Source organism: Streptomyces sp. ALI-76-A, from assembly GCF_030287445.1.
GTDB lineage: Bacteria > Actinomycetota > Actinomycetes > Streptomycetales > Streptomycetaceae > Streptomyces.
Map to the genome: position 1 here is coordinate 1263423 of NZ_JASVWB010000002.1, position 20224 is coordinate 1283646.

Sequence of the window (20224 nt, forward strand, 5' to 3'; positions counted from 1 at the left end):
ACTCACGGTCTCCACCCCACCCCCGCACCACAAACGGCGCACATTCCTCCGTACGAGGTGGTGCACGTGCACTTGTACGCCGACAGGTGCCGGTGTTGCCACCGGTCCGTTTCTGCGGGCCGCTCGCCGAACCCGGCGTGCGCGTTTCCACGCACCGGGCTCTCCACGGTCTCTGCCGTCAGAGCGTGGTTGGCCAGGGTCCAGGGATTTGGGATCTTGTTGCCGCGGTACCGGTATCGCTCGGTTGGCACCCGGCCGAGGTTGAACAGTTCGACCCCGTCTGATGAAGGCATTCGCCACTGGCCGGTGTGGTCGGTGAGGTGCCTTCGAAGATCGGTCCAGCTCCAGCGGTGCAGCCGCATCCACCACCGGGCAACCCGCCGCCAGACGAAAATGGCGAGGGTTTGCATGGTGCTCTTGGCGACTGCGTATCTGAAGTAGTTGGACCAGCCGCGCATGACTCGGTTGAGCCGTCTCAGCACGTCCCTGGGTGGCTGTTGCGACAACCTGGGTGTCAGGGCACGAATCTTGTCCTTCAGGGACCGGATGGGCCGGTCGGCGATGAAGGTGTAGATGTACCACTTGTCCGTACCTCGCTTGCGTTTCCACTGGAGGCGGAAGCCAAGGAAGTCGAACCCTTCACTCATGTGCACGATGCGGGTCTTGGCTTCGGAGAACCGAAGTCCCAGCGGCGCGAGCACATCAGCGATTTCCTCGCGCAGGGCTTTCGCATCGTCGCAGCTGCCGAACACGAGCACGACGAAATCGTCCGCGTAGCGGACGATCCGCCAGTTCGGCAATTCCCTCCGGCGGCGGAGGGCGCGACTTACGGGGCTGCCCATCGCCCCGCCCGGCTGCCACGGCCCGTGGGCGTGCTCATCGAGCGCGCTCAGGGCGATGTTGGCCAGCAGCGGGGACAGGACGCCTCCTTGCGGCGTGCCGGTCGGGTTGTCCTCGAAGTGACCGGTTTCGGTCATCACCCCGGCCTTGAGGAACGCCTTGACCAGCAGCAGCACATGCTTGTCCTTCACCCGAGTCCGCACCCGGTCCATGAGGGCCGTGTGGTCGATCGAGTCGAAGCAGGCTTCGATATCCGCATCCAGCACCCAGCGGTAGCCTTTGGTGCCGAAGTACTGAATCTCCGCGACTGCATCGTGTGCCCGTCGCTTCGGCCGGAAACCGTATGAGACCGGCAGGAAGCCGGCCTCGAAGATCGGCTCCAGCACCAGCTTCAGCGCCGCCTGAACCACCCGATCCGCAATGGTCGGAATTCCCAGCTTCCGGACTTTTCCGCTGCCACCCGGCTTGGGGATCTTGCGTTCCCGCACCGGAATCGGACGAAACGATCCGTCCTTCAACTGGGTTCGCAGGTCGTCCAGGAACCCGGACATCCCGGCGATCTCCTCAATATCGGCGACGGTCAGGCCGTCGATTCCGGGAGTTTTCGCGCCGGTGTTGCCCGCGACCCGATCGAACGCCACCAACAGCGTCGCCGGATCGTGCACGAGGTTGAACAGGTCGTCGAACCTGCGGCCGGGATCGGCCACCGCCAAACGGTGAAGCTTGGCCTGCATCCTCGATACCCGGGCGCGCGGCCCCACCGGGTCCGTCGCGTTCGCGGCGCCGATGTTCACCGGCGCGTCTTTCGACATTGCAGCCTCCTTCCCTTCTCGAAACCGCTGCCGTCCTTCTCCATGCGCCGGGCTTTCCCCGGCTCGGAGTACTACGACGGCTCCGCCCCATCCCGGCCCGGTCAGCGGTCGGTGCGCTCAGCCACCCCTCCGGGCTGGCGGCCCGGCCGGGTGGGAAGACCCGGATGGTTCCCCGTGTTCACTGTGATTCGCTCGACGGAGGAGGAGCCCGACTCTGCCCCTGCGGCATCACCACGGCTACCCCGCAGCATTTCGCCGTGGTCTCCCGACCAGCCGTCCTATCCGGCCCAGGAGTTACCCGCCGATATCCGGTGGGTGCGCACCGCCCCGGCCCATATCCGCCAGATTTGAGCCGGTGCAAGATGAAGGGACGTAAACGCCGGTTCCTCTCGTACTCCTTTCCGTCCCGCTCGCCGGACCCGCACCATCTGGCAGTGCTGACACGTCCCGGCTTTGTCAGGGCCGCTTCCCGCCCTCACCGGCACCACCCGGATCGGACTGCCCTCAGCTCCACCGTCCTGCTGCGACAGGATCAGCGACGAAGGTCTCCCACCTCCGTTCGAATCAACAGCGCCTCACGGCGCACCGGTCGTTCCTTGCGGACGATCAGCCGCATGCCCACCGGCAGAGGAGAGGTCGGGCACGTTGGTGATCTCCGCGACCCAGGCGCCGGGCCGCTCGGTGCCGCCGGAGTCGTAGGCCGGTGTCCATGCTTTCTTCGGGATCTTCAGGACGTCCTGGTGGATGGCGTCGGTGATGGTCATGCCGACGGAATACGACAGCCACCGGCCCGGCCTGGAGAGCCAGTCAAGGAAGGCGTGGGTGCCGCCGGCGGAGTCGGTGCGGATCAGTGTCCGACGTCCCCGCCGCAGGTGTCTGGGCAGCTGGGCCAGGGCGAGTTGGGCGGTTTCGATGTGGTCGGTGGCGGTGTTGGAGCCGGCGTTGCCGGGCCGGAGCAGCGCGGCCACCGGTTCCCCGGACCCGGCCTCGCCGTGGTCGACGAACGCGACGAGCGGGTGATGGCCGAAGGTCTTCTTCCAGGTCGCGGTGGCGTCCTGTTTCTCGGAGTGCGCGAGCACCAGCACGCCGTCGATGTCCACGATCACCGATCCGTCGGCGGCCGGACTTTGCGCACCGGCCAACTCCCAGACTCGCGTCCGCACTTCGGCCCGTGCCGTCCGGACCGCGGCCAGTGCCTTGGGCCCGGCTGTGGCAAGGGTGTGATCAGACGGGAGACCATCGGGTCGGACGCCACCGGGCCGAACACCTCAGGCTCGGCCCGCAGCATGGAGACATCGGCGAGGCAGTCCCCGCCCAGGGCCGTCGCGAGCGCGACATCCAGCAGGATCTTCCCCGGGTCGTGCACCGCCCGCGGCTTGTGCCACGGCGCCAGCGCCGCCGATATCGCGGTGTCCAGGCCGGACTTTCGGACCGTCTCGACCAGCAGCACCGCCCCGGCCTGCGAGACTGCCCCGCGGCCACCGCCCCCGACGCGGACACGCGGGTACGCCCCGCTACTCTTCTTCACCTTCAGTCCCCATATCCCTGCGGTGACGCCTGGCCAGGCGTGAAAATGGGGCGGGGCCGTCCGCTCGACGCCGGTCACTTCTTGGACACAGAGCCCGTACCTGAGTCTGGCGTTGGGAGCCGTTCCGAGGCCTACGCACTGTCGCCTTGAGCACGCCGTTCAGACTCTTACCTGTCCCTCAGCTCCTCGGGCGGCCCTGCCTGGAGCAAGTTCGGCGCTGGGAGGGAGGATCCGTGGAGGATCCGCGGTGCATGGAGGAGAGCGAGCACAACGAGGAGCCCCTGGCTCGTGTCGCGGCGATCGATGTGGCGAAGGCGACCGGGATGGTGTGCACGCGGGTGCCCCACGCGAGCGTGGCGGGGCGGCGTGTGCAGCGGGTGTGGAATGTCGGAGCGACGACGACGCAATCCTGGAGTTGGGTGACCATCTGGTCCGGGAAGGCATCACCCGCGTCGTGATGGAGGCGACCGGCACGTACTGGAGGTCCTGGTTCTATCTGCTGGAGTCCTGTGGCCTGGATTGCTGGCTGGTCAACGCCCGCGATGTGAAGAACGTCCCGGGGCGGCCGAAGACCGACAAACTGGATGCCGTCTGGCTCGCCAAGCTCACCGAACGCGGCATGCTCCGAGCCTCGTTCGTGCCACCCAAGCCTATCCGCAACCTGCGGGACCTGACCCGCCTGAGCACGGTGTTCACCCGGGAGCGGACGCGGACCCGGCAGCGGGTGGAGAAGCTGTTGGAGGATGCCCAGATCAAGTCCGCGCCCGCGTCGAGCACGCCTTTGCCCCATGAAGAGCTGGAAGATCCTGCGCGACTGCCGATTGAAAGGAAACGGCGTACACCGGGCCATGCTCGGCGTCGCTCGACTGCACAACCTCGCACTTGCCGGATAGGCAAACGGGCCGGTCAGCGACCGGCCTCGCCCACGACGACTCGAAGATCAGTTACGGGACAAGCTTGAGGTGGCGGCAGCCGTGCTGTTCCTGCTGAACAGCACGGCCTTGTTTATCGACGGGCAGACCGTACACGTCAACGGCGGAGCGCACTTCGGCTGAGCACTACGCGAGGGCGGTCAGGTAGAAGTCTTCGATCCGGGAGCTCATCCTCTCCACCCCGTACTCACTGTGCGCGTGTCTTCGCGCGAGCACAGTCTGCTCGGAACCTCGCAGGCGCAATGCCCGAAGGACCCCGGCGACCGCACTCTCCTCGTCGTCCCCGGCGGTCAGCGTCCCGTACTTGCCGTATCCGAGCAGGTCCGGGACCCCGCCGACGGCGGATGCCACTACCGGCACCCCGCACGACATAGCTTCGAGCACCACCCGCGGCGTCGCCTCCGTACGGGACAACAGGACGAGGGCGTCCGCGGCGGCGTAGACCGTACCCATATCCCGCACCAGACCTGTGAAGGTGACGCGCCCGCTCAGTCCGCGGCGGGCGGCTTCCTCACGCAGGCTGCCCAGTTGCGGTCCGCAGCCGACGAACAAGGTGTGCACGGGGATCTGCCTGCTCCCCAGCACCGCTGCCACCCGCAGGACACGCGAAGGGGCCTTCTCAGGAGCGAGCCTGCCGACGTAGCAGAGAAGCGGAGGAGAGCTGGGCACGCCGAAGCGCTGCCTCAGTGCCTGCCGTGCCAGGGGCCGCTCGGGCAGGTCCGGCACCTCTACTCCATTTGGTATATAACCGAGCCGAGCCCGCTTGTTCCAGTGCCGCATCCGGGGCACCAACCCGTCGGCGCAGGCGATGAGTCCGTCCGCCCGGCGCGCTGCCAATGACTCCGCCCGTACGCGCAGCCTCCCGACCCACGTGTCCTCGGATGTGCCGTGGTGGGTGAACACGAGGGCCTCGGTGCGGAGTTGACTGCTCAGCATGCACGCGACCGATGCCGCCACCGAGGCCAAGCCGCCGTGAGCGTGGACGACGTTCGGTCGGTTGTAGTCAGCCGCGCGCATCAGCGTGCGCGCGGCTCCATACGGATCCGGAGCTCCGTGAGGATGCACAACCAGTCCCCTCGCGCGGGCACGGACGAAGAACTCCGAATTCCTGCAAGCGATCACGGACGGCCGATGGCCGGCAGCCTCTTGGCAGACCATCAGTTCCAGTACATGGGTATCCACCCCGCTGAGTTCACCCGGGGCATCACGACTGAGCACGTGCATGATCTGTAGTGCCATCGGTCATTCCTTCCTCGGGCCAAGAGGTGCTCCGCAGCTTGCCAAGGGGGATTCCTCGCCACTCGCACGGCCTTGCCCGTCGTGGTCGGGCAGGCACGGTCGGAACCCCAGGAAGCACTACCCCTTCGAGGAATCGCAGAAGGGCCCTGAACCGGGCTCTCTCTTTCCCACGAGGTCCCAGGCCAGCAGCCCCGCCCCGAGGCAGCCAGCGTTGTCTCCCAGCGCGGCGGCGATCAACGGTGGGCGGTTCTGGAGGCCGCCTCTGTCCGCCACGGCCTGCCGCAATGGAACGAAAAGGGTGTCGCCCGCCTCGGCGAGTCCCCCACCGATGATCAACGCTTCCGGGTCAAGGAGATTCGCGCACATGATCAGGGCATCCGCGAGCGCGCTCAACCCATCGTCCCATATGGCAGCAGCCCTGGTGTCCCCTGCCTCCACGGCACGCGTCAGGTCCCGGGCCGAGGCGTTCGGGTCGCCGGTGGCCTGCGCCCAGGCGTGGGCCAGCGCGGCAGCTGAGGAGATCGTCTCCAGGCAGCCGGACTGGCCGCAGCCACAGGCGCGCCCGCCGGGCCGTACGACGACATGGCCGACTTCCCCGGCGTAGCCGTGGGCTCCTCTCTCGAATCGGCCGTTGAGGGCGATGGCTGCCGCGATCCCCGTCCCGATCGCCATGAAGAGGAAACGTTCCAGCCCCCTCGCCGCGCCCAGCCTCCCCTCGGCCAGGCCACCAACACGCATGTCGTGCCCGATCGCCACAGGTACTCCGCCGAGGCGGTCACCGATGATGCTGCCGATCGGAGTGTCGCGCCAACCGAGATTCGCCGAGAGGATGACCTCGCCCTGTTGCTCGCAGACCACTCCGGGTACGCCTATGCCCACACCGGCCGGCTCGGAACCGAACACGCGGTTGCCGACCGAACGCAGTTCACCAACAAAGTCGACCACGGTCCCTAGCACGGACTCCGGACCGTTCTTCCGGCCCGTGGGGCGCCGTTCCTCATACAGCAACGTGCCGTCCTCGGTGATCAGGCCCGCTTTCATCAGGGTGCCGCCTACATCTACGGCGATCACATGCCGCACCATGACGCCCCTCCTTGTCCGTGGCACACGCCACACCGGCCATCCGTCTCATGAACGCTGAGCACGGAGCTGACTCATAATCAGGGCAGCCCGGTCCATCACGTGCATCCGGAAGTCGTACCGCTGCGGCAGCGGCTTCCCCGGGAAGACGTCGGCCCATATCCGGGTGAGGCTGTCTTCGCCTTCCCGCAGGTCCTCGACCTCGATCCCATCCTGAAGCAGTCGCGCTGCACGGTCGTTCTCGCCCGCGACCAAGGCGGCCCGTACCTCAAGAAGCCTCATGCGCCCTCGCTCGCGATGCTCCTCGGGTACCTCTTCCAGGAGACGGAGCGCCCGGCGCCCGTCCCCCGCCGAGAGGAGTGCTTGGGCCGCCTCCGCTCCGAGCTGCCAGATGGCGGCACCGGCTTTGTGTTCGTGGGCGAGCACTAGGTCCTCCGCCGCCTCCGCGGACTTGCCTTCGGCACTGCTCACCCAGGCCAACGCCCTGCGTGCCCAGGGGGATTCGGCTTGCTGCAGCGACTCTTCATACAGCTCGCGTGCCCGTACCAAGTCACCGCGCGCATGGGCGATGACGCCCAGTTGGTAGGAGCGCTGCCAATGAGCGGGGGCGGACTCCAGCAACCCGGTCCATTCCTCGCCGAGGACCGACAAGGGCGGCAGGCTGGGCTCCACCGCCGGAAGTGCTCCGGTGACGGCCAACTCCCGCCAAATCTCCTGAAGTTCGCGCATAGCGGACGCGTTGAACGGTGTGGCGGGAAAGTTGATCTCCAGGTCCCCGGCGGCCGTTCGCCGTAGGCACTCCAGTGCTCCCCACCCGCTGCCGATGGCTACGTGTCGTTCTGGTGGCCGCTCGGCGAGCTCGTCGTACTCGGTGAGGACCCGCTTCATCCGCTCCGGGGGGCAGACAGAGGGAATGCGGTCAGACACCGCGCCCACCGCGTGGCTCCAGTTGCTTCCGTGCACGGCGCATCTGTCCGCCTGGACCGGCCCGTAGGTTTCCACCCAAGACAGCATCGACTGCGCGGGCATACGGAGGTGCTCGTACTGCGTGGCCGTCAGTCCCGCCTGTATCTCGCAGTACGAGGCGAAATCCTCGCCAGAACCGCCCGAATCCGCGGAGCCCCCGCTGATCCACTCCTGCCAGCGCTGCCCTCCGGCAGACGCTCCCCAGGAGAACATCTTCCGTCCGCCCAGCGCTTGGCTCGATGTATGCAGCAGACCGTATCCCTCGGAGTCCAACGCGGCGATCCAGGGCCGGTCGAGTTCGGGCGGCAAGTCGTAGAAGTAGTCGCTGGCATGTGGGATCGCGGCGGGATAGCTGGCGTCCAGGCCGCCGTGGACCGGGACGCCCACCGTGTCGAGACGTCCGCTGTAGGAGGCGAAGAACGCCCGGTCAGCGGGCGCGATCACACGCAGTCCCTCGGTCTGCCGGACCGCTGCGTTGGACCACCAGTACATGGGGACGTCGTGCCGCTGGGGATTGCGGATCCGTACGCCCATATTGAGCGTATTCGAGTCATCGGGAATCCAGGCGTCGATCTGGAAGATGACTCGGCGCATTCGCTCCCATTCCCACATGCGCAGTACGGGTGTCCCGCCGGGACCGGTGACGATCGCGGCGTGCAGCGGCGCGCAAGTGGTGGGCGAGTGTCCGCGAGTGGAAATGTTCCACTCTACTCCCCCGGCGAACCAGGCATTTCGCAGGCCGAAGTTCGTCGGCTGCAGAACTTTCGGCGTGTGGAGCAGCTCGCGGCCGGTGGCACGGTCCGTCAACGACCAGAGCCTCCCGCCCAGCCCGGGAAGGAATACGGCACGTAGCGCAGCATTCTCTATCGCCACCGCCTCGATCGACGACGGCCGGGGGTCGCGCCGGTAGTTGTCCAGGGGCAGATACGGGAGGATGGAACCGACCCGCCCGTATGCGGCCCCCGCGGCGATCTGCTCCGGCATGCTCGATACATCGAGCTCATAGGGCTGGCCCAGGCCGGCAAGGGACGGCAGCGGATTCTCTCGCCCCACCTCGGAGACGGGCAGTTCGAGGGTAGTGCGATAGAGCTCACCCATGGGTACAACCTGCCTTCTTCAACCGGCTTCGTGGAGGACCCGCGCGCACCGTCCGACTTCAACAACTACCCCTGCGCGAAGGGCTGTTAAAGAGTATCATGAGGCTATCGGATTCCCTGTCGACTCGGATAGTTAGGTGTGAGGAATGCACGTCGAAAGCCGCTTTGACCAGTTCGAACAAATACTGAAGGACACCCTTCCTGAAGCTCCTCCCGCCCGGCTGAACAAGACTGAAAAGCTGGTCGACCTGGGCATGAACTCCTTGCTCCTCATTCAGCTAGTCGTCCAGCTCGAAGACGCCTTCCGCATTAGCATGCCCGACGATGCGATGACGGCCGAGACATTCGAGTCGGTCGGCTCGTTGTGGGAAGCACTTAGTGAAGTCCTCGGTCGGCAGGCGCAGTAGTCAAGCGAGGAGGGGCAACTGGGCGGCCGCGGCGCGTTTCGGCCCGGCCGTCAGATGCTGCCGATGAATCTTGCCAGTCTGTGCGTTCCCTCCTCGATTTCCTCGGCGTCGAGATAGCTGCAGGAGAGCCTAATCTCATTCCTCCCTCTGCCGCCCAGGTAGAAGGGAGACATCGGTGTCCACAAGACCCCATAACGTGAAGCGGATTCTTTGAGCAATGATTCATTTGCCGACACCGGCAATCGCATTCTGACGAAGAAGCCTCCTTGCGGACGGTTCCACACCACCTTCGGCGAATGTCCCGGTCCATGGGACAGATGCTCGTCGAGCGCGCCCAGCAAGAGCTGGAGGTTCTGCCGGTAGAGCTCGGACTTCCGCTGTCCCAGGGCCGCGAACGAACCGCCGTGTTCCAGCAGCATCCCCCCGACAACCGCTTGGCAGATCGGCGAGGTATTCACCGTGACCATGCTCTTAACCGCCGCGAGGTCGGCCGCCAGCCGGTGCTCGGCACCGTCGTCCGAGCGCACCCGCTGACCGGCCACCACGAAGCCCACCCGCGTGCCCGGCAAACACAGCTTCGCGAACGTGCCGATGAAGAGCACTCGCTGGGGGGCGAGCGACTTTAGCGTGGGCAGCTCGGCTCCTGGTGCCGTGGTGAATCCATAGGCGTTGTCCTCGATGAGCAGCAACTCCCGGCGGGCCGCGAGGTCAACGAGACGGTGCCGGGCCTCCCGCGGCATCACTGTCCCCGAGGGGTTCGAGTGGTCCGGCGCGACATAAAGCGCCCTGATCCGCCGGCCGGTGGCCTCTGCTGCGTCGCACTCAGCGTCGAGCCGGTCCACGTCGACCCCCGACTCCCCTTCGTCCACCGGGACCATCTCGATGCCCAGCAGCTCTGCCGCGCCCATGATGCCGACGAACGATGGATTGACCACGGCGAGCAGGTCGCCGGGCGAACGGAACAGGGCACGCAAGGTGATCAGGAACGCCTCCTGCGCCCCGACGGTCACAACCACGTCGTCCGGAGTCGTCTTTGTTCCGAGGGCTGCACACAGGGCGTCAGCGATCAGGTCATTGATCAGGCCGGCGGTCGGCCCGTATTCGTAGAGCAGTTGGCGGGCGCCGTCCTCACTGAGCCCCCATGCGCCCCGCGCATGCGTAAGCCAGCGCACTACGCTGCGTTCGAGGTCGGTCTCCGCGACGTACCTTGTGTGAGGCGCCCCGGGCGCGAACGAAATGGCGTCCGGGTAGCGGGACATCACCTCGTTGAGGAAGGGGATAGCCCCCAGCACCGGGCTCGCCAGCGACGGGTGCAGGCTCTCTAGTGGCAACTCCATCTACGGCCTCCCTTCCTGCCCGTGGGCCGGGCGGGACCAGGAGCGGCCGACCTTGTCGAGCACGTCGTCCGCATAGAGCCGTACGGCCTGCTCGTAGGCGAACTCCGCCAGGTACGTCCGCAGCGCGTACCTGGGTTCCTCGGCCAGGCTGAGCATCCGCCGGTTGGCCACCACGGCCGGGTTGTCCAGGCGCAGCGCCGCGGCCCGGGCAACGTCGCCGACGTTCCCCGCGGGAACTACCTCGTCGCACACCAGGTGCGCCTCCGGTGCGGCACTCCGGATCCGGTGCCCACCAAGGATGATCCGGCGTGCCAGGCGGCTGCCGGTGAGCCGCCCGAGCCGCAGGTTCCCCAGACCGGGGACGATCCCTTCCTGGGCTGCGGGCAGGCTGAAGTAGGCGTCGTCCGCCGCCACCACCCAGTCCGCGGCGAGGACCAACTGCATCCCGCCGCCGATCGCGAAAGAGTCCACGGCCGCCACCCAGGGCTTGTGCAGGCTCCCTTCGTTGAACGGCGCGTCAGGGTCGATAAGCAGACCGTGGATCATCTTGCTGATGTAGCCGAGCTCCCGGCCCATCAGGAAGTCCACGAAGCTGATGCGGCCCGCGTGGAGCTCGCGCAGGTTGATCCCGGCGCTGAAGACCCGTTTGCCGCGGTATCGCGGATGGCTCATGATGCCTCCGCGCATCACCCCCACATGGACGTGATCGTCTAGCAGCACGAGATCGATCGCCGTCTCCATGTCGTGGATCAGCTGGTCGTCCTCTGCGTTGAGGCAGTGGTCGTTCTGGAAGGTGAGGTCGGCGATGTTGCCGTGCCGTTCGAGCTTGAGCGCGTCGAATTCCAGGACTCCGTCCTGGCGGAAGGTGTCCAGCAGCTCCATGGCCCGTGGCGTCGCCATCCGCATAGCATCCATCAGGTGCGTGCCGGCCACCGGCGAGGCGAGAATGCCGCGCAGGAAGATGCCTTGGTCTATTTCCAGGCCGTCCTTGTCCGACTGCGGACGTGCGCGTTCCGCCGCGATTTGGTCGCGTGCCGGCGCGAGCCCGGGAAACCTCTCCGCCGCGGCGTGGACGAGGTCGGGCAGGCGGCGGTGGAGTGTGCGGTCTTCGGTCAGCATGTCGTAGATGCGCTCGGCGTGTTGGCTTACGAAGCGGGTACGGGCGCTGCGCTGGGCGCCCAGGACGCTGGCGGCCACTGACTGCTCTGCTTGGGTGCGTTTCGGCTTCGGCGGCAGCCCGGCCAGCAGGTGGTCTCCGGAGGCCAGATACGTGGTGAGTTCTTCGGCGCTGTCCAGCAGTTCCGTGCCGGAGGGAGGCGGAATGGCCCGCCACAGCTCCACCTGCTCCAGCAGTGGTACGTCGCTGGTCACCTGACCTCCTGTGCGGAAGCCCCGTCGGACGCGTCGGCCATTTCGTCAAGCGACGGCGCAGCGGCGGCTAAGCGGCGCAACTCACGGTCACAGGCGGCTAAATGGACACCCAGGGCCTCCTCGAAGCTCGTATGGGAGGCTTCGAGCAGCAATTGGCGCCGCATCGCTTTGTCATGGCCTGCTTCCCGGCCCAGCATCACGGCCGCCGCCGACACCGCCTGGTCCACGTCGGTGGTGATTTCGTCGACGAGACCCAGTTCCAGGGCCCGCTTTCCCGGAATGTCATGGCCCCAGAGCACCAGCTGCCGGGCGTGGGCGCCTCCTACCTGATGGACGAGCCGGTGCATCACCATGCCTGGCCAGAACTGTCCATTGTTCACAGGCAGGACGATCCGCAGATCCGCTGTCGCGATGCGGTAGTCGGCGGCGAGCAGGAGATCCAGGGCGGGTCCGCAGCTGGTGCCGCGGGCGACGGCGACGCTGACGGCAGATAGCCGTTCTAGGCGTCGTACCGCGCGCTCCCACCGGTTCATGTCATGGGTACCTGCCGTTCCGGGCCAGGCCCCGGTTCTGGGCTTGTCCCCGCCGATGCGCAGGACGACCACGGCCACGCCAGGTTTCGCCTCTGCCTGGTCGCAGAGGTCATTGAGCGCCTGGACGCATCCGCCGGGCGGGCCCTCGTCGCCCACGTCCAGACAGAAGCCGATGCCGCTGGTCAGCTCTTCCATACCGTCTCCGCCGTGCATGCCACGCTCCCCGCGCTATGTCATCCGTCACCAATGAATCAGGGCCAGCTCCACCGTCGATCCGGGCCCCATGGTCATCATCACTCCGTAGTCACCGGCCGCCGCGACGCGTTCGTCCAGCAGGCGCTCGTACGAAAACAGGAAGGAACCGCTCGACAGGTTTCCGTAGTCCCGCAGCACGCCGGTCGTGTGGCGTACGTCGTGGCGGGTCAGACCGAGGTTGACGCGCACCGAGTCGATCACCTTCTTGCCACCGGAATGAATGATCCAGTGCGCGATGTCCGAGGGCCGCAGGCCCTTGCCCTCAAGGAGCCTGGCGAGGGGCTCCTCAACGTTCGCTCCCACCACGTACGGCACGTCCCGGTCCAAATAGAAGCTGAACCGTCCCTTCTCGTCGTCCCAGTCGTAGCGCATCGCGTCAACGGCGTCCGGGACGATCCAGCTGGCGAAGTTCTCGATGGCTGGCCCCGGCCCCGAACCGTCGCGGCGCGCTGTTAGTGCCAACGCCGCCGCGCCGTCGCCGAACAGGCTGTTCACCACTGACGTGCGCATCGTCCCGTCGAAGGCGTATGCGGCCGAGCAGACCTCGATGCACACCATCAAGGCCAGCTCCCCGGGGTGCGCACTGACCCATCCCGCCACCGCGTTGAGCGCGTTGAGTCCGGCGTTGCAGCCCATTCCCACCACGTCGACGCGGGCGCAGTCCCTGCGCATGCCGAGCTCCTTGATCAGCAGCGCGCTGAACCCCGGCGTCATGAAGCCCGTCGAGGAGACGCAGCACAGGTAGCCCACGTCGTCCAGGCCAGCGTTGGCCCTTTTCAGGGCGGCCTCGATCGCCGTGCGTCCGATGTCGAGGCCGTACGCGGAGTGCTTGGCAAGGAGGTCCTTCTGTGTCTCCTCGATCCAGCCGTCCGGTCCCGCACCGGGGAGGACCAGATGACGGCGCGCTATACCGCTGTTGAGGAACACCGACCTGATGCGCTCGTCCGGGACCTCGATGCGTTCCAGTACCTCCTCCTGCGTGTAGGAGGACGGAGGCACGCCGGTCCCCACCCCCGAAATCCGCGGAACTAATCCGTCCACGTCGTCACCGCCGGCGCGTCATCGCAGGTATTCCTCCGGACCGCCTTCCCTGACCGTGTCGAGCGTGAAGCAGTGAAAGCCTCCGCCGAACAGGCGCCGGTGCCGGTGCCGGACAGGTACGACCGTGAACTTGTGCTGTTCGAGGGTGCGTATCAGCTCTGGGCACGCGTCGTTCACCAACACAGTGTCGGGGCTGACCGACAGCACGTTGAGGTCGATGAAGGGGCTGGTGAGGATGAGGTCGTCGTCCTCGTACCGAGGGAACTGGTTCTCACCGGGGGCTGGCGGGACGATCATGTCCCAGGATCGCAGCGCCTCGGGAAGGAAGTCCGCGACCTCCTTGGAGCGCACCAGCAGGGTTCCCGGACGCAGGGCGAGGACCATGCTGTCGATGTGGCTGTCGCTGAGTCGGTGGACACGGTGGATACGGAACCGTCCTTCGAGGTGCCGCTCCAGCCAGTCACAGGCCAGTGCGTGGTTGTCGGTCGAAACGTTGACGATCAGGTCCCGTCCCAGGCGCAAACACTGCGCTCCGTCGAACATCATCTCGAAACCGACGTCGTACGGCGAAAGCTGCGGGTCCTTGATGGGTTCCATCGGGCCGCCGGCCGTGGCGGATTCCGCGTAGGAGAGGTCGAACGAGGCGTCGGTCATCAGGGGCCGCGGCATGACGCTCCACCGTGCGCCCTGCCGGAAGTATTCTGCAAAGACCTTGGTGAGCAACTGGGTCTCGAAGTACCTCGACCGGATCATGGGGGGCGTCTCGATGATCTCGTCTCCGAGGATCAGCGTGTTGTCACGGATGTTCAGAGGCGGCACCACCGCGGCGGACCAGGCTGGAGTCCGTACCTCGGTGCTCTCCGGGGCGAGGGCCATCGGGCGCAGCACCTTGACGCCCAGCGCCTCCAGCGCCTGCACCATCCCCTCCAGGTCCTCGTTGAGTTCGTCCACGTAACGTTGCTTGATCGGGACACGGCCACTCTTCTGCCCGCCCGATCCGGTCCCGCCGGGTACGGATAACCGCGGGTAGTACCACTCGGAGCGGGTGATGTTGTCGTGGAAGAACAGGTCAAAGGACAGCTCGCGTTCGTGGGACGTGTAGTTGAGTGCCGATCCCACGACGGCCTCTTTGAGCGGCGACCATTCATCGAAGCTGTTCAGATGCATCCGGCTCACTCTCCATCTCTCATGGGCGGTCGGGGACTCGGGCTTCCCCGTCAGAACAGTGCTTCGACGACGTCCTGCTGGGCCCTGCCGGCCTCGACGCTCCGGGCGACGATGCAGTAGCGGATGGAGCTGTTCGTGGGGTTGTAGGGCATGATTAATACGACGCCGCAGCGCGTGTCCGGGTCATACAGCAGTCCCTTGCCGGAGAGAGCGTCGATGGCGGACCGGAAGGACGGCACAGGCCAGCCCTCGCGCTCCAGGAGGATGCGTTCCCGGGCGTAGTCCTTGCCTACGAGCTGGGCCCCGATGATGCCGTACACATGCGTGGAGCCGGTCACGCGGGCGTTGTACTCGGTGAACAGGAGCCGTTCGTCCGGGGTCACGACGGCGTCGGCACTGAGCAGCCCGCGGTAGCCGAAAGCTTGGAGCGGGGCGCAGAGCTTGCGTCCCCCCTCCAGCAGTCCGTCCAGCACCCGTTCCGTGAGGTCGGGCGCCGGGATGATCTCAGCGGCGGCCAGTGGCGCCGATATCATCTCGCCTTGCGCGGCGAACTCGACGCCGTCGTCCGACAACGCGAACTCGGCGAAGACCGCGCGGCTGTCGGGGATGTACTCCTCGACCACGACCGGGTTCTTTCCCTGACTGCTCAGCCAGTCCCACCGCGTGCCCAAGTAGGCCCGCAGCGCCGAGGGCTCGGGCACCACGACGGTGCGGTGCGCGCCTACGGGCAGGACGCCTTCGACTGGGCTCAGGATCTCGTTTCCCCGTCCCCCCGCTCGGAACTCGTGCTTCAGAATGACGGATTTGCCTTGGAAAAGCAGGTGCCCGATCAACGCGTCGGCCTCCGGCACGTTCGTACACACCCCGCCCTCGGGCAACGGGATACCCGTGCCGCCCGCGATGGCACGGAAGGCGGGCTTGCTGTTCACCAGTCGGCCACCACCCTGTGCGAGGAAGCCGTAACCGGGCAGCGCCGACTCCACTCCGAGTGCCCGTGCCAGCCGAGCGACGGAGGCGTCCGGGTGCAGGAAGAACACCTCGTCGACCGGCCGTTCGCCGAGTACGGTCCGCAGCTCGGCGAGAAAGGAGGGGGCCACCAAGCGATCTGCGCTGAGCACCGCCACGCCCATGGAGCCCGGGGGCGGCACCACGATCGTCAGCGCTTCGGGCCGCGCTCCTGTCAACGAGGTTACATAGCGCAGGTATTCCTCATCCGGGGCAACCGCCATGACCAGAACGTCATGGTCCCGAGCGAACCAGATCAGTCGCTGGGTCCACCAGGCGGTCTTCTTCTGCCTCGCATCAGCCAGGGCGGCGCTGTCCTCGTTGAACTCATTGCCGATCAGCAGTCTTGGCACGCAGATATACCTTTCCCCTTGACACGGGTCTGGGCCCGGCTCGGCCGGTCAATGCTGTGCGCGCTCGTGGATTCCTCGCACGAAGAGAGCCTGTCCGGCGTGCTGGAGGTTGTCGCTCAAAACACTCACGAGACGGACGCCCACGCTGACCGCGGGCGTATAGGAGTAGTCGAGGAGCCGGTCGAGTTCGGCGGATTCGAGTTCGGCGAGATAGCCAAAGGTCCGCGTCATGACAGTGTCGTGATAGGCGAGAAGGCCGTCCGGAGACGGGGGTTGAATCGCCGCGACTTCAGCGGGCCCATCCCCTTGCCCGCGATCGGTCACATCCCTCTCGATGCCAGTACGGGTTTTCCACGTCGGATCGGACCAGATTTCCGGAGCCGCCAAGATATCGGCGACATGGTTATCTTGAATACGCGTCAGATGCCAGACGAGCCAGGCAATAGAGTTCGTAGCCGCACTGATCCGAAAGGCCAGGGCACTAGCATCTAGCCCTTCTGCGGCATCGTGAACGAGCTTGTTGATTCGACCGTACGCTTCGGTGAGAACCAGTCCAGGCGTCACGGGAATCTTTGTACCATACAGCGTGACGCCGCCAACACCCTACTAGATGAATGAGTCCGATGTCTTCATTGAGCGACTCTGTCGGGGATCTTGGAGTTCTCAGGACAGGGGCTTTCGGTGGTTGGAAACGCTTCGGACGGTCCTGCGTGGTTCCGTCCTCCTGAGGTGATCAGTGTCCGTTCGTCCCCGGTCCGGTGCAGTAGTTCCCGAGCTCACAGCCCGGATGGCGCGGGCCAGCAACCCCCGCGGCGCCACGGCAATGTGGGTACGTGATCACCTCGACGGGCTCTGGGACCACAGGGACTTCGCCTCCTGGTACCCGCGCGACGGCCGCCCCGGACTCTCGCCGGCCCAACTCGCCACGGTCTGTGTCCTTCAGTTCTTACTCAACCTCTCCGACCGGCAGGCGGCCGAGGCGGTGCGATGCCGCATCGACTTCAAGTACGCCCTGGCCCTGGAACTGGACGACCCGGGGTTCCACCACAGCGTGCTGACCGACTTCCGTGATCGTCTGTGCGAGGACGATCGCGCGGACCAGCTGCTGTCCCTGTCGCTGGAGCGGATGCGGGCGGCCGGCCTGGTCACTGAGCGCGGGAGACAGCGCAGTGACTCCACCCAGGTCCTCGCTGCCGCACGGGACCTCACCCGCCTGGAGCTGGTCCTCGAAGCAGTACGCGCGGCGTTGGAGGAAGCCGCTCAGCGGGCACCTGAGGTCCTGGACGGGCTGGTGGATGCTGAGTGGGCCACCCGCTACGGGCGTCCGGTGCGCCTTCCCAGCCAGCCGACTCACCCCGTCACCCGGCTCAAACAGGCCGGCGCGGACGCCCGCCGACTCCCGGAACGCTTGACGCCCCACCAGCGCGGTCCTCGCGCGGAAGCACTACGGCAAATCGTGGTGCAGAACTTCCTCCTCGACGCCCGTGGCAGGTTACGCCCGCGCACCGAGAAGGACGGACAGCCCAAAGGGGCCTTGCGGATCGTCACTCCCTACGACTGCGAAGCCCGCCGAGCCATCCGGGGCAATACCCGCTGGAGCGGCTATCTGGTCCATGTCACCGAGACCTGCGATACCGGCGCCCAGGCCAACCTGATCACGGACATCGCCACCACCAAGCCGACCCGGGACACCGAGGCCCTCCCTGGCATCCACGCCCAACGGCGAGACCAGCCACATCTGGCTCGAGCCACCGGCCATGGCGCCCTGCACCGTGGCCCGGTTCCACCCACACCAGTGCAACCCGTGCCCCGACCGGTCTGCCTGCACCCGCGGCACCGCCGCCCGCACCGTGAACTTCCTCCCCCGCCCCCTCCACGAGCTCCAGGCTCGAAACCGCACAGACCAGCAAGACCCCCAGTGGAAACGGCTCTACGCCACCCGGTCCGGCGTCGAAGGCTCCATCTGCGAGTTCATCAACGGACACCAGGCCCGACGCAGCCGCTACCACGGCATCGCAAGACACACGTGCAGCGCGTCCTGACCGGCATCGCGATCAACATCGAACGCCTCGCCTCACGCACAACTCAACACCCCCACCGCCCTCGCTCCCCCACGACCTTCCAGCAGTACCTCAACACCCGTGGCCTGACCTGGGAATGCTGGTGGCGACAAGGAAAATGAGGTCACGCTCAAGATCCCCGACAGAGTCGCTCAGTGGTCGTACGCGATCAGCGAGCGTTTGACCGTTGCTCCGGTGTGCCAGTTGTGCCAGATCGCGGTGGCCAGGGCGAGCAGGCGTTGGGCGGTGCGGGCGAAGACTCCGGCCGGGGTTCTGCCTCCGTGCTGTTCCAGGCTGAGCTGGCCCTTGAGGGTGTCGATGACGGCCTCGATTCACTGGCGGACACGAGCGATCTTGCCGAAGCGGGCCGGTTCGTCCTTGCGGTCCGGCCGCACCAGGTGAGCGCCGAGCCGGTCGGTGACGAAGGCTTCGAACTCCCGGCCGGCGAAGCCCTTGTCGGCCAGGATCACCTGCCCGGCCCGGGTCAGGTGGTGGTCGCGTTCCAGCAGAGCAGCCATCACCTCTCGTTCCCCGAGTTCGGGATTGGCCAGGCACCAGGTGACGGGCATTCCCTCGGCGGTGGTGACCAGGTACAGGCGAAAGCCCCAGAAGTAGCGGGAGTGGCTGCGGCAGTAGCCGTATCCGGCGTGCCCGGCCAGGTCGGAGCGTTTGACGGTCTCGCGGGAGGCGGCGCAGGGCAGGGGGGTGGAGTCGATCAGCCGGCGGCTGGCGTGCCAGGTCGGCACCTGCCGGGCGAGCATCTCGATCACGTGGCTGATCAATGGTCCTGCGGCGTTGAGGCGCTTGTTGTAGGCCGACTGCTGGGGCAGGTAGCGGAAGAGGTGGCCGAGCCGGGCGTGGGCGAAGCGGATCCAGTGCCGGGCGGAGGGGAAGCCGAGCAGGACCTGGGCGACCGCCAGGAACAGCAGTTCGGCGAGGCAAGCCGCGGCGGGCGGCCGCGCCGGGTTTCGCCGTCGAGGGCCAAAGCTCCTGTGAGGGCATCCAGTTGTTGCCGGGACATCCCGGTCAGGGCGGGATCGGACAGCAGGGCCTGGTCCCACCGCGGGGCCGGCGCCTGCGGAGACCCGGCCGCCGGAACGGCTGGGCGGGGCTGCGGATGCAGGGCATAGTTCCAGTCGCCGTGGATGCGTGTCGGGTCAGTGGCAATGCAGCCATCTCGGCGTCATCGATTCGGACTCCGGTGGGATAGGCATTGGTGTCGAGTGCGGCACTCACGTGCAGTCCGGTGCGGGTGGTGGTCGCGGCGATGGACTGGACTGGACGATGACTTCGTGGCTGGTCAGCGGGCGGCCGCGCCAGTTCATGTTGATCCAGCCGGTGTCCGCCGCCAGATCGTAGATGCCGTAGGGGACGGCCTTGCCCAGCTGCGGGTCGGCGAAGTCATGCACGCTCACCAGCACCGGCTCACCGGTCGGCCGCCACTGACGGCCGTTGTTCTTGAACTCGCCAACGAGCTCCTTCTTCTTGGTGTCCACGCTGATCACCGGCTGGCCGGTCTCCCGGTGCTCGCGGGCCTGCTCATTGAGATAGCGGAACTGGGCATCCCGGTCCGGGTGCTGGCTGCCCTCGATCGTCTTGGCGTTGGCCTGCAGGCTGAACCCTTCCTCTCGCAGCAGGCCGGCGACGGTGTCGGCACTGACGCGGTGTCCGGCCCGGGTCAGCTCCTGCGCAAGCGTGCGGGTGGACTTCACCGTCCACCGCAGCGGCGACATCGGGTCACCCCGCTCGTCCGGCTCGACCAGTGCCAGCAGTGCGGGCCGCAGCCCGGGGTCGAGGTCCGCGACCCCGTTTACGTCCTCCACCTGGCCGCCGGACCCTCCCCAGCGGGGCCTCGCCAGCCTCCAGCTCGAACACACCCTTGCGGATCGTCGTCTCGCTCACCCCGGCCGCCCGTGCGACGGCCCGGACGCCGCCGCGTCCCAGCAGCCGGGCCTCCGCTGCCATCAGCAAGCGTCGCTGCCGCTCGTCGAGATGCGGAAACAACACAGCAAACTTCACAGCTAGTTGGGCACGAGTCTCGTCCGGGATGCGCTTACCACACCAACGAGCTTCAGGACGGGAAGCAACACCTTGATTCCCTGCAAGCCCTAAGCACACGGCCCTGGGGCACTACATGGCCTCAGGAGCACCACCTCAGTCGCGCCGCGGGGACATGACGTACGGCGTATTGATCGCACGGA

13 protein-coding genes and 5 pseudogenes are annotated in these 20224 nt (G+C 66.7%); 4 read left to right on the forward strand and 14 right to left on the reverse strand.

What is annotated here, in order from left to right:
- Window positions 1-2: 2 nt before the first annotated feature.
- Both ltrA and QQS16_RS06615 read right to left on the reverse strand, forming a co-directional pair.
- Window positions 3-1652 carry a group II intron reverse transcriptase/maturase gene (gene ltrA, locus QQS16_RS06610; protein WP_286060674.1) on the reverse strand — a complete coding sequence of 550 codons (1650 nt, stop codon included), beginning with the start codon at window positions 1650-1652 and terminating at the stop codon, window positions 3-5.
- Window positions 1653-2238: 586 nt separating this feature from the next.
- Window positions 2239-3180 (reverse strand): annotated as a pseudogene (locus QQS16_RS06615) (IS1380 family transposase); the annotation flags it as partial.
- A 379-nt stretch (window positions 3181-3559) separates the two neighbouring features.
- On the opposite strand from QQS16_RS06615, the pseudogene QQS16_RS06620 reads away from it, so the two are divergent.
- Window positions 3560-3913, forward strand: a pseudogene (locus QQS16_RS06620) (IS110 family transposase); the annotation flags it as partial.
- A 20-nt stretch (window positions 3914-3933) separates the two neighbouring features.
- Window positions 3934-4073: pseudogene (locus QQS16_RS06625) on the forward strand (transposase); the annotation flags it as partial.
- A 165-nt stretch (window positions 4074-4238) separates the two neighbouring features.
- Here QQS16_RS06625 and QQS16_RS06630 read toward each other — a convergent pair.
- The 3 genes from QQS16_RS06630 to QQS16_RS06640 form a co-directional block, all read right to left on the reverse strand.
- Window positions 4239-5351 carry a glycosyltransferase family 4 protein gene (locus QQS16_RS06630; protein WP_286060675.1) on the reverse strand — a complete coding sequence of 371 codons (1113 nt, stop codon included), beginning with the start codon at window positions 5349-5351 and terminating at the stop codon, window positions 4239-4241.
- Window positions 5352-5468: 117 nt separating this feature from the next.
- Window positions 5469-6431 (reverse strand): ROK family protein, encoded by a 963-nt coding sequence (locus QQS16_RS06635; protein WP_286066238.1) that lies wholly within the window; start codon window positions 6429-6431, stop codon window positions 5469-5471.
- A gap of 48 nt (window positions 6432-6479) precedes the next feature.
- On the reverse strand, window positions 6480-8495 hold the full coding sequence (locus tag QQS16_RS06640) for a DUF5107 domain-containing protein (RefSeq protein WP_286060676.1): 2016 nt from the start codon (window positions 8493-8495) through the stop codon (window positions 6480-6482).
- A 145-nt stretch (window positions 8496-8640) separates the two neighbouring features.
- Here QQS16_RS06640 and QQS16_RS06645 point away from each other — a divergent pair, with 145 nt between their 5' ends.
- Window positions 8641-8901 (forward strand): phosphopantetheine-binding protein, encoded by a 261-nt coding sequence (locus tag QQS16_RS06645; RefSeq protein WP_286060677.1) that lies wholly within the window; start codon window positions 8641-8643, stop codon window positions 8899-8901.
- Between the two features lie 50 nt (window positions 8902-8951).
- On the opposite strand, the gene QQS16_RS06650 is transcribed toward QQS16_RS06645, so the two are convergent.
- From QQS16_RS06650 to QQS16_RS06680, 7 genes are read right to left on the reverse strand one after another with little or no spacing between them, the layout of a single operon-like run.
- Window positions 8952-10238, reverse strand: coding sequence for an aminotransferase-like domain-containing protein (locus QQS16_RS06650; protein WP_286060678.1), 1287 nt, complete (start codon window positions 10236-10238; stop codon window positions 8952-8954).
- Complete coding sequence (gene dpgC / locus QQS16_RS06655; RefSeq protein WP_286060679.1) at window positions 10239-11609, reverse strand: (3,5-dihydroxyphenyl)acetyl-CoA 1,2-dioxygenase DpgC; 1371 nt, start codon at window positions 11607-11609, stop codon at window positions 10239-10241.
- On the reverse strand, window positions 11606-12337 hold the full coding sequence (dpgB, locus tag QQS16_RS06660; RefSeq protein ID WP_286060680.1) for an enoyl-CoA-hydratase DpgB: 732 nt from the start codon (window positions 12335-12337) through the stop codon (window positions 11606-11608). Before dpgB ends, dpgC begins: the two co-directional genes overlap by 4 nt.
- 45 nt (window positions 12338-12382) lie before the next feature.
- Entirely contained in the window at window positions 12383-13396 is a 1014-nt protein-coding gene (gene dpgA / locus QQS16_RS06665; RefSeq protein WP_502963770.1) for a 3,5-dihydroxyphenylacetyl-CoA synthase DpgA, read from the reverse strand.
- Between the two features lie 60 nt (window positions 13397-13456).
- Window positions 13457-14605 (reverse strand): glycine amidinotransferase, encoded by a 1149-nt coding sequence (locus QQS16_RS06670; protein ID WP_286060682.1) that lies wholly within the window; start codon window positions 14603-14605, stop codon window positions 13457-13459.
- Between the two features lie 50 nt (window positions 14606-14655).
- Complete coding sequence (locus tag QQS16_RS06675) at window positions 14656-15963, reverse strand: preATP grasp domain-containing protein (RefSeq protein ID WP_286060683.1); 1308 nt, start codon at window positions 15961-15963, stop codon at window positions 14656-14658.
- 48 nt (window positions 15964-16011) lie between these two features.
- Window positions 16012-16527 carry a mycothiol transferase gene (locus QQS16_RS06680; RefSeq protein ID WP_286060684.1) on the reverse strand — a complete coding sequence of 172 codons (516 nt, stop codon included), beginning with the start codon at window positions 16525-16527 and terminating at the stop codon, window positions 16012-16014.
- A 259-nt stretch (window positions 16528-16786) separates the two neighbouring features.
- On the opposite strand from QQS16_RS06680, the gene QQS16_RS43895 reads away from it, so the two are divergent.
- Window positions 16787-18145, forward strand: coding sequence for a transposase (locus QQS16_RS43895; RefSeq protein WP_502963771.1), 1359 nt, complete (start codon window positions 16787-16789; stop codon window positions 18143-18145).
- A 30-nt stretch (window positions 18146-18175) separates the two neighbouring features.
- Here QQS16_RS43895 and QQS16_RS06695 read toward each other — a convergent pair.
- Both QQS16_RS06695 and QQS16_RS06700 read right to left on the reverse strand, forming a co-directional pair.
- Window positions 18176-19000, reverse strand: a pseudogene (locus QQS16_RS06695) (IS982 family transposase); the annotation flags it as partial.
- Window positions 18964-19988 (reverse strand): annotated as a pseudogene (locus QQS16_RS06700) (ISAzo13 family transposase); the annotation flags it as partial. The pseudogenes QQS16_RS06695 and QQS16_RS06700, both read right to left, overlap by 37 nt.
- Between the last annotated feature and the right edge of the window lie 236 nt (window positions 19989-20224).

What these genes read in the sequence shown, in the direction of transcription:
- ltrA (WP_286060674.1), bottom strand. Translation starts at nt 1,652, where the DNA reads ATGTCGAAAGACGCGCCGGTGAACATCGGCGCCGCGAACGCGACGGAC.
- QQS16_RS06630 (WP_286060675.1), bottom strand. Translation starts at nt 5,351, where the DNA reads ATGGCACTACAGATCATGCACGTGCTCAGTCGTGATGCCCCGGGTGAA.
- QQS16_RS06640 (WP_286060676.1), bottom strand. Translation starts at nt 8,495, where the DNA reads ATGGGTGAGCTCTATCGCACTACCCTCGAACTGCCCGTCTCCGAGGTG.
- QQS16_RS06645 (WP_286060677.1), top strand. Translation starts at nt 8,641, where the DNA reads ATGCACGTCGAAAGCCGCTTTGACCAGTTCGAACAAATACTGAAGGAC.
- QQS16_RS06650 (WP_286060678.1), bottom strand. Translation starts at nt 10,238, where the DNA reads ATGGAGTTGCCACTAGAGAGCCTGCACCCGTCGCTGGCGAGCCCGGTG.
- dpgB (WP_286060680.1), bottom strand. Translation starts at nt 12,337, where the DNA reads ATGGAAGAGCTGACCAGCGGCATCGGCTTCTGTCTGGACGTGGGCGAC.
- QQS16_RS06670 (WP_286060682.1), bottom strand. Translation starts at nt 14,605, where the DNA reads ATGCATCTGAACAGCTTCGATGAATGGTCGCCGCTCAAAGAGGCCGTC.
- QQS16_RS43895 (WP_502963771.1), top strand. Translation starts at nt 16,787, where the DNA reads ATGTGGGTACGTGATCACCTCGACGGGCTCTGGGACCACAGGGACTTC.